The sequence below is a fragment of the Paenibacillus mendelii genome (genome assembly GCF_024498075.1).
Lineage (GTDB): Bacteria > Bacillota > Bacilli > Paenibacillales > Paenibacillaceae > Paenibacillus_Z > Paenibacillus_Z mendelii.
This window is the reverse complement of the sequence record NZ_JANHOF010000028.1, coordinates 18846-31974: the sequence shown is the minus strand read 5'-3', so window position 1 is coordinate 31974 and position 13129 is coordinate 18846. Positions and strand designations below refer to the sequence as shown.

The 13129-nt window shown below is 49.2% G+C and carries 11 protein-coding genes; 9 read left to right on the top strand and 2 right to left on the bottom strand.

Annotated elements, in window-relative coordinates:
* Positions 1-100: 100 nt before the first annotated feature.
* From NNL21_RS34475 to NNL21_RS34445, 7 genes are all read left to right on the top strand, one after another.
* Positions 101-1996 carry a carboxypeptidase regulatory-like domain-containing protein gene (locus NNL21_RS34475; protein WP_204822710.1) on the top strand — a complete coding sequence of 632 codons (1896 nt, stop codon included), beginning with the start codon at positions 101-103 and terminating at the stop codon, positions 1994-1996.
* 500 nt (positions 1997-2496) lie between these two features.
* Positions 2497-2697 (top strand): copper ion binding protein, encoded by a 201-nt coding sequence (locus NNL21_RS34470; protein ID WP_204822709.1) that lies wholly within the window; start codon positions 2497-2499, stop codon positions 2695-2697.
* Between the two features lie 32 nt (positions 2698-2729).
* Entirely contained in the window at positions 2730-5180 is a 2451-nt protein-coding gene (locus tag NNL21_RS34465; protein ID WP_204822708.1) for a heavy metal translocating P-type ATPase, read from the top strand.
* A 24-nt stretch (positions 5181-5204) separates the two neighbouring features.
* Positions 5205-6053 (top strand): DUF8832 domain-containing protein, encoded by an 849-nt coding sequence (locus tag NNL21_RS34460; protein ID WP_204822707.1) that lies wholly within the window; start codon positions 5205-5207, stop codon positions 6051-6053.
* 25 nt (positions 6054-6078) lie between these two features.
* On the top strand, positions 6079-6699 hold the full coding sequence (locus NNL21_RS34455; protein WP_204822706.1) for an NAD(P)/FAD-dependent oxidoreductase: 621 nt from the start codon (positions 6079-6081) through the stop codon (positions 6697-6699).
* Between the two features lie 39 nt (positions 6700-6738).
* Entirely contained in the window at positions 6739-6987 is a 249-nt protein-coding gene (locus tag NNL21_RS34450; RefSeq protein ID WP_204822705.1) for a glutaredoxin family protein, read from the top strand.
* Between the two features lie 36 nt (positions 6988-7023).
* Entirely contained in the window at positions 7024-7548 is a 525-nt protein-coding gene (locus tag NNL21_RS34445; RefSeq protein ID WP_204822704.1) for a GrpB family protein, read from the top strand.
* A 323-nt stretch (positions 7549-7871) separates the two neighbouring features.
* On the opposite strand, the gene NNL21_RS34440 is transcribed toward NNL21_RS34445, so the two are convergent.
* Entirely contained in the window at positions 7872-9653 is a 1782-nt protein-coding gene (locus NNL21_RS34440; protein ID WP_204822703.1) for a cache domain-containing sensor histidine kinase, read from the bottom strand.
* The gene (locus NNL21_RS34435; RefSeq protein WP_204822702.1) at positions 9646-11175 is read right to left on the bottom strand and encodes a response regulator transcription factor; all 1530 of its coding nucleotides are present in this window, start codon (positions 11173-11175) and stop codon (positions 9646-9648) included. The genes NNL21_RS34440 and NNL21_RS34435 overlap by 8 nt, the downstream gene beginning before the upstream one ends.
* Positions 11176-11389: 214 nt before the next feature.
* Here NNL21_RS34435 and NNL21_RS34430 point away from each other — a divergent pair, with 214 nt between their 5' ends.
* Both NNL21_RS34430 and NNL21_RS34425 read left to right on the top strand, forming a co-directional pair.
* Entirely contained in the window at positions 11390-12286 is an 897-nt protein-coding gene (locus tag NNL21_RS34430) for a carbohydrate ABC transporter permease (RefSeq protein WP_204822701.1), read from the top strand.
* A gap of 15 nt (positions 12287-12301) precedes the next feature.
* On the top strand, positions 12302-13120 hold the full coding sequence (locus NNL21_RS34425) for a carbohydrate ABC transporter permease (RefSeq protein ID WP_204822700.1): 819 nt from the start codon (positions 12302-12304) through the stop codon (positions 13118-13120).
* Positions 13121-13129 lie beyond the last annotated feature (9 nt).

Below are 13129 nucleotides of genomic sequence, written 5' to 3'. Positions count from 1 at the left end.
CGCTATCTTGGAATAATTGAAAACTTGTTCTTTTCTAATTATGAAAATATTGTTATTTTAGGAAGGTGGAATAGGATAGAGAGATGAAGGGGACTAGACTGTGAGACGAATAGCAGCAATAATGGCCGTGCTTATGGTGTGGGCGATGATGGGAGCGTACACCCTGACCGCCGCCGCTGGCAGTAAGATTGTAATTGATGGACGGGAGCTGGTTCTCTCGAATCCGCCTATACAATTAAAAGGGATGACATGGGTACCCTTCCGAGGCTTGTTCGAGGGATTGGGCCTCCGTGTCGGTTGGGATGCGAAGACGAAACAGATAACGGGTAAATCAACAACAGCAGCTATTGAGGTGCGGTTAGGCAGTCTCGAAGCTCAAGTGAATGGAAAAGCACTGAAGCTGAGCGCGGCTCCGTTCACACAAAGTGGTGTTGCTTACGTACCGCTTCGTTTCGTTAGCGAAGCTGTGAGCCGGGATGTGAGATGGGATCGGCTAACTGGTGTTATTACGATTGGCGGAGGAAAGACGAGTCCAACCGTAACACCCCCGAAGAACGGTAAAGAACCTCCAGCAATCGCTGCCGACCAATTGACCGGCAGCGTATTAAGCCCATTGGGCGAACCCGTCGCTGGAGCTAAAGTTATAGCCATCTATTCAGGCTTGAACGGGGCTGTCACTGTTGATGTAACGACAGATTCGAATGGGCGATATGAAATAAGCGGAGTAAGCAAGGAAAATACGATGTATGTACATGCCGAACCGCCGTTGAACAGCAGAGATTACATGGTTTCCAAAGAAATAAAAGTGCTGAGTTCTGATCGTGTTCATCCGGTCAATATCACGCTGCAGAAAGTGGATGTAACGGGAAGCGTTGTCGATGAAGAGGGCAAACCGGTTGCCAATCAGGAGGTGGTTCTCTTTGAGGGGGAATCACCAACCTCTGATCTGACGTTTATAACGGATGCAAATGGTCAATTTCGTATTGGCGGACTGTCGATAGGAAAGCGATACCGGATCCTTGCATTCGTGGATCCTATCGATTTGATGCCGGAGCCGTATGTCTTTAAGTACGGAGCTGTCGACCCGAAACCGGTCATCGTGGTGAAACAAAACTTTGCAAGCCTCATGGCTGTGAATCAAGACGGGAAGCCAATCGATACAAACCTGTATTCCATGCTAATCCGTAAGGGACAGAATCAATTTGACCCGAATATTAAGCCAACCCTTACGCCTGAAGCTTATATATATAGCGGACTAAAGCCTGGGGATCGTTATGTCGTTGACATACAATTTCGGGACGAGAACAGCAACTACGAGAATCCCGCCCCCTATTCGTTCACGTTCGATCCTTCTGTGAAGGAACCGCTGCTTGTTAAGTTAACGTTGAAAGGTACTGTACAGTTCACGGATACCCGCGTGCAATTCACGGATACCATTGTCGATGAGCAGGGCAATCCGATAGCTCATGCACGCGTTCGAATTATTGATCAAGCAAGTTCCCAAGAAAAGCTCTTTCCAACAGACGGCAGCGGCAAGGTCAGTATAAGCGGTCTCCGTGAGGGCAGGGAATATGTTCAATTTCTTGAACCGTATCCGTGGAGTCCAGATAGGCACCTCTTATATGGAAGAGGCAACAAATTTATATATAATGAAGGCATAACCAGCTTGCCGGAACGGACATTATATGGCGTTCAATTAAAAATAAAAACGGCCGATATTATCGTAGATTCTTCTTATATGTTAACGATCCATGTAACGGATGCAAGCGGAAATCCCATGCCTACAACACTAGTAAACTACGGTTATTATGGTACTGGAAGATTGAAGGAAGGGGAGACTTATAAAATTGAGGTAGTTAGATTACAATTACAATTCAATCCAGTTGGAAGTACACCAGATAAACCAGCTGAGTGGAAGGAGAGGCCGGATCCGGTCACATTCGTCTATAAAGCGGGCATGGACCCGATTGTGTTGAAGTCCAAGACGTCCTCTTAGGTGTGAGGATGCGGGTATGGAAGGAGGTTGGCGGCTAGCCAGCGTCCTTTTCTGATTTCAAACCGGATCCGAATAATAATTGACATGAGAACAAATCTTCACCTATCCCAAACTCGGTGGAGGGACAAGCCCTGTGAAGTCGATCCCGCGGCAGCCGACTAGTTAAGCGGAGTGCACACCACATTTTTGAGAAAGGGCTGTTTACTAAGAATCGTTTACGGTTATAGGAAGGTGAGCAGAACCAGAAGGTGGATTGGTAAAAGGTAAGGTTCGTAACAGCAGCAGAGATGCTGCTTTTTATTTCGAATCACATATAGCATAGGGGGGTATTGTAAAATAACGTTTGACTTATTATAGGGTAGGGGGGTATACTAAAAACACGGAAGGCGATGGATACGAAATCCAACGGATTCATGGAATCGTCCGAGAACTACTACTAGATGAATTTTGCTCAATCGGATCATTTGAATAAATATAACCAATTAAGGGAGATGTTTAAGATGACAAACCAAACCTTACAAGTTGAAGGTATGAGCTGCAACCACTGCGTGATTTCAATTGAAGGCGCACTTCAAGGTATCGGAGCGAAAGGCAAGGTTGATCTTGCAAGCAATACGGTAGATGTCTCGTACGATGAGAACGGGCTAACGATCGAAGCCGTGAAAGAGGCCATTGAAGAGCAAGGATATGAAGTCGTCTAACTAACGGGGAATGCGATAAGGAGCGATAGATTATGGAAGCCAACGAAACGACAACGAATGAGAGCAAACAAACGACGCTGCAGCTCACCGGTATGACTTGTGCTGCTTGTGCGAATCGAATAGAGAAGGGCCTCAGCAAATTGGAGGGCGTCGTTAACGCCAATGTTAATTTTGCTCTGGAGAAAGCAAGCGTGACCTATGATCCGGCAATCGTGAACCGGGATCGGATGGAAGAAACGGTCAAGAAGCTGGGGTACGGTACGGCCAAGGAAACCGTTGATTTCACATTGGAAGGCATGACCTGTGCAGCTTGCGCGAATCGGATCGAGAAGGGCCTGAATAAATTACCTGGCGTTACGAACGCAACCGTCAATTTTGCAATGGAGACGGCTCATGTGGAATTCACTTCTGGCGATATATCGATCAAGGATATGCAGAACAAGGTGCAGCAGCTCGGCTATAAAGCGGTCACCAAACAGGACAGCGCAAATGCTGGCGATCACCGGGTGAAAGAGGTGCGCCGCTACAAACTGAATTTGCTTATTTCGGCCATACTCTCGCTCCCGCTGCTTTGGAGCATGGTCGGTCACTTCTCCTTCACCTCGTGGATTTATGTACCGGACCTATTCATGAATCCATGGATGCAGCTGATTCTGGCGACGCCGGTTCAATTCTATATCGGCAGACAGTTCTATATCGGTGCTTACAAAGCGCTTCGTAACGGCAGTGCAAACATGGACGTATTGGTCTCGCTCGGCACCTCGGCCGCCTACTTCTACAGCCTGTATCTCACAATCGATTGGTATCTCGCCGGTGCTGCAGCGCATCATGGACCTTCTCTCTATTATGAGACAAGTGCAGTGCTGATTACGCTGGTATTAATGGGAAAACTGTTCGAATCTCTTGCCAAGGGCCGTACATCGGAAGCGATCAAATCCTTGATGGGCTTGCAAGCGAAGACCGCGCTCGTAATCAGAGACGGTCAAGAGCTCTCCATTCCCGTGGATGAAGTCCTCACTGGGGACATCGTGCTTGTCCGTCCCGGGGATAAAATTCCCGTTGACGGCGAGGTGATCGAAGGGACATCGTCGGTAGATGAATCGATGCTGACTGGGGAAAGCCTCCCGGTTGAGAAGACAGCCGGCGATGCGGTAATCGGAGCGACAATCAATAAGAATGGCATGCTCCGCATTCAAGCTACGAAGGTTGGCAAAGAAACGGCGCTTGCGCAGATCATTAAAGTCGTCGAAGAAGCGCAGGGCTCCAAAGCGCCGATTCAACGGGTAGCGGACGTTATCTCCGGCATCTTCGTCCCGATCGTCGTTGGGATTGCGGTTATCGCATTTCTAGTCTGGTATTTCTTCGTAACACCTGGCAACTTTGCCGAATCGCTTGAGATCGCCATTGCCATTCTCGTCATCGCTTGCCCTTGCGCACTCGGGTTGGCAACCCCGACTTCCATTATGGCAGGTTCAGGTCGCGCAGCAGAGCTGGGTATCTTGTTCAAGGGCGGCGAGCATCTGGAGCAAACGCATAAGATCAATGCGATTATTCTCGATAAAACAGGCACCGTTACGAAAGGGAAACCGGAGTTAACGGATGTACAGACGAATGCTGACGAAGCGGACTTTCTCCGGCTCGTCGGCGCGGCAGAGAAGAATTCGGAGCACCCGCTTGCGGAAGCTATCGTTACAGGGATTCAGGAACGCAGCATCTCACTGCCGGGAACGGAAGCATTCGAAGCGATTCCGGGTTATGGAATCAAGGCTGTCGTTGAAGGGAAAGAGGTGCTGGTCGGTACGCGCCGCTTGATGGAGAAATTCGAAGTGGACGCGAAGTCTGCTTACGATACGATGGCGAAGCTGGAAGAGGACGGGAAAACAGCGATGCTTGCCGCCATCGATGGACAGTACGCGGGGATCGTGGCGGTAGCCGATACGATCAAAGAAACCTCGAAAGCCGCTGTGAGCCGACTGAAAGAGATGGGCATCCAAGTCATCATGATTACAGGCGACAATGAACGGACAGCGAGAGCTATTGCAGCCCAAGTCGGCATCGAGCATGTATTGGCAGAGGTTCTTCCCGAAGGGAAAGCGGAAGAAGTGAAGAAGCTCCAGGCGCAAGGCAAGAAGGTCGCCATGGTTGGGGATGGCATCAACGATGCGCCGGCCCTAGCAACAGCGGATGTTGGGATGGCAATCGGTACGGGAACAGATGTCGCAATGGAAGCTGCGGATGTGACCCTTATGCGCGGAGACCTGTCAAGCATCCCGGATGCGATCTATATGAGCCGCAAGACGATGAGCAATATTAAGCAAAATCTGTTCTGGGCGCTCGGATACAATACGCTTGGCATTCCGATTGCTGCGATCGGACTGTTGGCTCCATGGGTAGCAGGCGCAGCGATGGCATTAAGCTCGGTATCGGTTGTTCTTAATGCGCTGCGGCTGCAGCGCGTGAAAGTACGTCCTTCCGCCCAGTAGATAAGATGATCGGAGTTGTTAGCCATGAATAAGAAACTCATTCTTGTCGCAGTGGTCCTGACCTTCAGTTTGTTGACCGCATGCGGGAAAACGGACACGAAAGCAGAGGATCACAGCGGACATGGTGCAGAGAAGAAGACGGACGATCATAGCGGACACGGTGCTGCGTCAGATAAGTCTGACAATCCGTTGAAAGCGGCGTTCTCCTTCGAGGCCGGCACGGCCAAAGCCAAGGAAGACACGGAATTAACGATCCAAATCACGGGGGAAGATGGTGCACCAATTAACGAGTTTGACGAGAATCATGAGAAGCTGCTGCATCTGATCGTCGTCAATCACGATCTGTCGTACTTCAACCATATCCATCCTGAATTCCAAGGAGACGGCAAATTCAACGTGACCACTTCCTTCCCGGCGGGCGGGGATTATAAACTATTTGCAGATTTCATTCCAACCGGCGGGTCAGGTGTGACGCTTAGTGAGTGGGTGAAGGTGGATGGAGAAGAAGCGCAGCACACTGCTGTTAAGGCCGATGCCAAGCTGGCCATAGAAGTCGACGGCAAAGCAGTTGAGCTTAATTTAAGCAGCAAGAAGGCAAACGAGGACGTGACGTTGACGTACAATATTCGCGACGCGAAGACGAACAAGGACATCGATAATCTGGAGCAATATTTGGGAGCCGTGGGGCATGTCGTGATCCTATCGGACGACGCGGAGCAGTATCTCCATGTTCATCCGATCGATGAGAAAGCAACGGGACCGGAAGCGAAGTTCGCGACCTCTTTCCCGCATAGCGGAACGTATAAGGTCTGGGGGCAATTTCAGCAGAACGGCGAGGTCTTTACCGTCCCGTTTGTCGTCGACATCCAATAACGGAGAACGAGGAGAGGAGCAGATCATGGGTGAATTCATAAAGATGGCGGTTTCGCCTGTTATTCAAGTTGGGGGCAGCCTCTTTACAGCCGAACAGCTTGCGAAGATCGGAACCCTAACCGATTCCAATGCGAAGATCGAGATGACCTCGTTCAAGCAGCTCTACGTACAAGTGCCGGTCGATCGGCAAGATGCGATCAAGGAGGAGCTTGAGATTGCGGGATTGGAAGTGAATCCGGCGGGCTTCGTCACCAAAGCGCTGATCGCCTGCAATTTCTGCAAAGGGGAAGAAACGGCGGGGCTGGAGACGGCACTTGTTCTGAATGAAGCGATTGCGGGAATCGAGACCCCTACGCCGATGAAGATCGGCTATGCAGGCTGTGCCCTCGGTACGAGTGAGCCGCTGGTGAAAGATATCGGCGTTGTCAAAATGCGGGATACCTTCGATATCTATGTTGGCGGAGAACCGAAAGGCATTAAGGCTAGCCTGGCTAAGCTCCTATGTACAGGGGTAACGAAGGAGCAACTCGTACATGTTATTATCACGATCATCGATTTCTATAAAGAACATGCCAAGGGGAAAGAGAAATTCAGTAAATTCGTTGATCGGATGACACTTGAACGCCTGCAGGAAATTGCTGCTTAAACGTCATAACGGACTATTAAGAACAAGGGAGTGATAATCATGTCTGAATCCGTAAAGATATATACCATCCCGACTTGCAGTGACTGTAACTATGCCAAACGATACTTCACCGACAATAATATTGCTTACGTCGAATATAATTGTGAAAGTGACATCAAATATGCGGAGGAAGTGTTTCATCTGACAGGGAAGCAGGTCGTTCCCACGATTGTAATCGATGAAAAGGTGTTTGTTGGCTTTGCAGAGAATTTATCAGCCATAACGGAGCTCCTTAAGTTAGGAAAATAAGCCTTTGGCGAGCACTCCCGTTACGAGGTGAGAACGTTGGAAATTGACGAATCTATCACTGTGGTTCCATACCATGAGCAATGGACTGCTTTATTCGAGCAAGAGAAAACAATTCTTTCGCGTGAATTTGGGGAAGCGGCTATAGAGATTCAACACTTCGGCAGCACTTCGGTGCCTGGGATGCTGGCGAAACCGATTATCGATATACTAGTCGGTGTCCGGACGCTGGAGATCGGTCATTCCATCTTGGAAGCCTTAGCCAAGCGGGGATATGAGGGATTCGGGGAGTCTGGCGTGAAGGGGAGATTGTATTTCCGATTGCGACCGGAACAAGAACAAGCATTCAATCTTGCCGTCGTGATATGGAACGGAGAGCAATGGATCAACAACCTTCTCATCCGGGATTTCTTAAGGGCAGATCCGGACGCAGCGAGACAGTACTCCGAGCGCAAGCAGAGCACGATCAATAAAGGAATGACGACACTTCTCGCCTATTCCGATGACAAGGCGGAATACGTAAGCCGCTTGCTCGAGCGAGCCAAGCAGAGGTTTCAAACCTGAGGTGTCGCAGCACTTATATAAGTTGAACCTAAACAAGAACAAAGAGTAGACCAGGAAGAATGATTCTGGAGAAGCGCTAGCGTTCGCCTTTGTTCCTGGATTTTAACCTTTAACACTGATTCAAAGAAAACCGGGAACAACAGTGATCGTAAGAACATTCTGCCTGCGCAGCGGGCTGTGCTCATTACGGGTTCAAATATAGACTCTAAACGATCGTTCGATATTTCTTAAGGCTGCCGCAAGGCAGTCTTTTTCATGCCAGAAAAACCACATCCCGGGGAATGTGGTTTTGAGACGATTATCGGGGTTGCCGTGTCGTCTATTCAGATGACAGGCCCTTTATAATCGGCCAGCGGCAGCTTGTAAGTTACGGTCGTTCCTTCCCCTAACTTGCTCTGCAGCGTTATCCCGCAATCGGGGCCAAAGTGCAGTTGAATTCTTTCTTGTACATTGGCGAGTCCAATATGCTCGGTGTCAGGGGCCTTCCCTTGCAGATTGTTCTGGATGCTCAATAGCGTTGGTGCAGGAATACCAGGGCCATTGTCGCTTACTTCCAAGATCATATGGGAGCTCGATTCATAACCGGTAATCTGGATTTGCCCTTCGCCAGGCAGCATCTCGAGTCCATGATAGATCGCATTCTCCACAATCGGCTGCAGCGTTAGCTTCGGAATCGGGTAGCTTAGCAGATGATCCGGTATGTTCACCACTAGCTTGAATTTATCATCATAACGAATCTGCTGAATCTCCACATAGCGGACAACCTGCTTTAATTCCTCCTGCAGAGGAACAATTTGCTCGCCGGTCGAGATACTGTAACGGAACATATCCGACAGCATTTTGGTCATTTGCGCGAGTACCGGAACCTCCTCGATCACGGCGATCGCGTTGATCGAATCCAGCGTGTTGTACAGGAAATGCGGATTGATCTGGGAATGAAGCGCCTTAAGCTGCGCTTCCTTCTGAATGATATCCGATTTGTATACATGATTGACGAGCGTGTGAATTTCTTCGGTCATTCTGTTGAAGCTTTGGGTGAGCTGCCCAACCTCGTCTGTGCTTTGAACATCCAATTGAATGTTAAAATCGCCGTTCTGAACCTTCTTCATCTTTTGCTGCAGCGTTCGTATGGGCTTGGTGATACGCCTAGAAACAAACGTCGAAATGATCAGGGCAATGATCAAGGCCAATAAGCCGATGCCGATCGTTAGATTCCGGTATTTGTTGGAATTGCTCTGAATGCTGCTAAGCGGATCCAACGAAACGAAGCGCCAGCCCGTAGCATCCGAATAAGTGGAGCTGACGAGCATGCGCTGACCGTCGATATCCATCCACGTCGAAGTGCTGCCCTTTATTTTCTCCCCGTCCGCCCATTGCTGGCCGATCTTGTCAATCGCACTGCTGTACACGATCTGATTATCGGCATTCAGAATGATCATGTCTTGCAGCTTAAGCTCGTTCAACAGCCTGTAGATATCCATGACGCTCACATCGATCACGATGCCGCCGAGATCGGATCTCCCGGTGGTGTTATTGATCTTCCGAACCACCGAGAAGACATAGGGGGATGCCTTGGAAGTAGGGAGCAGATAGGAACGCTCGAAGGGCCCTGCGACATAAACCTTCCCATTGAGCTTTAGCGCCTCTCGGTACCACAGCTCCTCCGCAAAGTTCTCTTCCCTGACATAAAGCGGGTCTCGCTGAATCATCGTTCCATTCGAAGTGACAATCGTGACATTGTGAATGTCCGCTCGAATGCCCATGTATCCGTACCATTCCGAGAACTGTTGGAACAGGCTGCTTTTCCAGCGGGTTTGCTCAATGATATCTCCAGGCAAGCCGTTGTTGAGCAGCTGTTGAATTTCCCCCGTATAGATCGCCCGGCTGTACAGCTCGAGTGAATTGAAATATTCCTGCAGCTGTTCCGAGAGCAGCTGCATCTCCAGCAAGCGGTTTTCCTTCGTCTGTGTTTGGGTCATGCTTATGGTCGATACGTACAAGATACTGCCGAGGATCAGCAGCGGGATCATAATAACGAGCGAATAGGAGAATAGCAGTTTATTTTGCAGGCTGCTCTTGAAGCGGGCTATTCGGCTCCTAATCAATTTTCGCATCCTCCTTGTATTGGAGAGGGGTTACACCGCTATAGCGTTTGAACAGCTTGCGAAAATGCTTCAAGTCCTGATACCCGCATAAGACGGCAACATCGCTAATCTTGACGCTCGGGTTGCTGGCGATCAGCGATTTGGCATGCTCCATTCGTAATTGAGTTAAATATTCCAGGAAATTGTGTCCGGTATACTGCCGAAATAACGTGCTGAAGTAACCGGGATTCATATAATAAGCTTGGGCAAGATCAGTCAAGTTAATCGGCTGGCTAAAGTTGGCATCAATGAAGGACTTGGCTTTCTCCACCGATTCTTTCGCCTTCTGGGCAGGGAATTGGGATTCGGTACCCAGATGCCGGATGAAAAAGTCGGCGACGACATCCCGCTTAGCCTCCAGCTCGACGATGTACGGAAGCTTCTTGGCAATTTGAAACGCTTGCATGTAAGTCTGCTCGGTCAGGTTACCGGCTTCGTACATGGCACGTGCACCCCGCAGCAGCACATAGGGATAGATGCTTTCCATGAAGTCGGGATTTAACACCGGCTCGCTTGTATTGCTGTGCAGCTCTTCGAGCTTATTCAAGATCGCGGCACGATTCCCTTGCTTGATAATAATGAACCATTCCCGTTCCCAAGTGGAGCTTAAGGAGAGGGAGGATACGGGTACGGAATCCACTGCTTTCGCCATGGGAACGCGGTTATCCGATGTCTCAGGCAGGCTTGCTTGAAGCGTATAAGCATCGTGGGCCTTAGCAGCCGATTCTTTCAAATTCTCGATTCCGCTGACCAGCGAACCTATACCGGCAAGCTGAAATAAGCCCCGCTGTCCCAGATCGGAACGGAGGTCGGACCATACCGGGGCCATTGCATCTGCCGATCCTGCAGCTACGAATGCGTAATAATTCTCCCTCATGCGCATAAGAAAGATTTCGCAGCGACTCTCAAGATGTTGGAAATGCCCGTAAATCTTGCCTCTGTCCTCCGCGCTGTCGAACATCGCCACAATAAAGTGATCCTCATGCTCGGAGAGCCGGATATCTTCCCAATCCGTGACTAATTGTTCATTCTGATCGTATGCGCCTTCAAGCAGAAGGTAGAAGAACTGTTCCCTTGTTTTCTTCAGCTGTGCCGCCGCTTTCTGGCGGCCTTCCTCCGTTTTGGCGATGAGCTTCTCCAAGATATCATTCAGCTCCGATTGATCGACCGGTTTCAGCAAATAATCCGTTACAGCCAGATGGATCGATTTGCGTACATAGGCATAGTCGTCGAACCCACTGATCACGAGGAACGCCATATGCGGATATAATTCCTTGGCCTGCTCAATCAGCTCTAATCCGCCTAATATGGGCATCCGTACATCCGTAATGACGATGTCCACCTCATGATCGGCGATCATCTCAAGCGCCTCATGCCCATTGGCGCATTCCCCGGCTAATTGCAGATCCAGCTTGTCCCAGGCGATCATCTTGATGATGCCCGCACGCGACAATCGTTGGTCGTCCACTACTAAAACTCGCATCTTACGTCTCACCCCTTTATCTCTGGGTAACCTGTACCGCCGTCCCCAGGACGACGAAGCCGTTTTACTTGTGGAATAGTATATCACAATCCTCTGCCCAGAAAAGATGGGAATCCGTACTGCAAAAAATGCCCCCCATCAGGATCAAAGAATGCCTCCTATACGCATAAAGCGTTTTCACGTAAAGTTTAGACTATCGATTGGAGGACAACATATGACGAACACAGCAAGCTTTTTTCGAAAGCATTGGAAAGGATATGCATTCCTTATCCCCATCTTTCTAGTCCTTGGAACATTCAAATATATACCATTTTTTAATGCGGTGAAGATGTCGTTTTACAATTGGAATGGGGCGAATGTGAAGGAGTTTATCGGCTTCGATAACTTTGTGCGCCTGTTTAGTGATGATACGCTGCACGTCGCTTTGAAAAATATCGGCATGTTTACGCTAAGCGGAGTTGTCATTCAGTTAACCTTGCCGCTGATTGCCGCCGTTCTCGTCTTTCATGTGACGAGTGCCAAGCTGCAGAACGCCCTTAAAGTTTGGTTCGTTATTCCATTGGTTATTCCAAGCATCGTTATATTTCTTACCTGGCAGTGGATTTACGCAGGCGAGTATGGCGTACTGAACCAGTTTCTTGAGTTAGTGGGGCTGGAATCTTGGACACACGCTTGGCTGGGTGAAAGCAAAACCGCAATTTGGTCGGTAATATTCGTGAATTTCCCGTGGATCGGCGGCATCAATTTTCTGCTTTACTTAGCAGGCCTTATGTCGATTTCAAGTGAGTTATTCGAAGTATCCAAGCTGGATGGCATGAATCCATGGCAGCGATTTCTCCGGCTGGAGCTTCCGCTCGTACGCAGTCAAATCAAGCTCGTAATGGTATTGACGATCATCGGACAAATTCAAAGCTTTGAAAACGTTCTCGTGTTAACGAATGGCGGACCAGGGGATACTACCCTTACGCCGGCCTTGTATCTCTATACGACAGGTTTCTCCTATAACGAGATGGGATACTCCTCGGCCATTGGTCTCTCGCTGTTCATCATTCTGCTGCTGCTGACATTCATCAATAATAAATTCATCAAGAATACCGAGAAAATCGACTAGGGAGGGAACTCTATTATGAGAAAAAATCTAATGGCGGTTCCGCATTACGGATCCCTATTTACGCTGCTGATCTTGACGCTCTTTCCTTTCTATATGCTCATTGTGAGCTCGCTGAAGTATACGGAGCAATCGATTCATAATTTCTGGGGGATTTCATTCCCGCTGCGATTGGACAACTACTCGACGGCGTTCCGGCAAATTTGGCCGTTTATCGGGAATACCTTGCTGATTTCATCTGCAATCGTCGTTGGAGTCGTGCTGATTTCTTCGCTCGCAGCCTATTCCTTTGTTCGGTTCAATTATCCGGGCAAACAGATCTTGTTCGTGCTCATCCTATCGTTAATGATGATCCCGGGCTACTTGATCCTCATTCCCCAGTTCCTGCTGGTTCAGAAGCTGGGCATGCTCAACACGTACCAAGGTCAGATATTCCCGCCAATGGCGTTTGGTGCCGCGATGGCTACCTTTCTCATGAAAACCTTCTTCGAAGGGATCCCGAAAAGCTTGATTGAAGCGGCTGACATGGAAGGTGCGGGTGAGGGGCAAATCTTCTTTAAGATCGTCATTCCGCTGTCGCTTCCGATTATTTCAACCGTTGCGATCATTAACTTCCTGGCTGGCTGGAACAACTATATATGGCCGCTCGTCGCGACGAACGGCGATGCCGTCAAGCCGGTTATTCTTGCGTTAAGTACGATCACAGGTAATATGGATCAAGGCATGGGCGTTCAGCTCGCCGGTTATATTATTTCTTCCCTCCCGTTATTGCTGCTATTTATGGTCGCTACCAAACCTTTTATCGCCGGCGTAACTTCCGGTGCTGTTAAGGGCTAGGATAGATAA

Excerpts from the sequence above, each read along its gene's own strand:
- NNL21_RS34470 (WP_204822709.1), top strand. The coding sequence starts at position 2,497 with ATGACAAACCAAACCTTACAAGTTGAAGGTATGAGCTGCAACCACTGC.
- NNL21_RS34465 (WP_204822708.1), top strand. The coding sequence starts at position 2,730 with ATGGAAGCCAACGAAACGACAACGAATGAGAGCAAACAAACGACGCTG.
- NNL21_RS34460 (WP_204822707.1), top strand. The coding sequence starts at position 5,205 with ATGAATAAGAAACTCATTCTTGTCGCAGTGGTCCTGACCTTCAGTTTG.
- NNL21_RS34455 (WP_204822706.1), top strand. The coding sequence starts at position 6,079 with ATGGGTGAATTCATAAAGATGGCGGTTTCGCCTGTTATTCAAGTTGGG.
- NNL21_RS34450 (WP_204822705.1), top strand. The coding sequence starts at position 6,739 with ATGTCTGAATCCGTAAAGATATATACCATCCCGACTTGCAGTGACTGT.
- NNL21_RS34435 (WP_204822702.1), bottom strand. The coding sequence starts at position 11,175 with ATGCGAGTTTTAGTAGTGGACGACCAACGATTGTCGCGTGCGGGCATC.
- NNL21_RS34430 (WP_204822701.1), top strand. The coding sequence starts at position 11,390 with ATGACGAACACAGCAAGCTTTTTTCGAAAGCATTGGAAAGGATATGCA.
- NNL21_RS34425 (WP_204822700.1), top strand. The coding sequence starts at position 12,302 with ATGAGAAAAAATCTAATGGCGGTTCCGCATTACGGATCCCTATTTACG.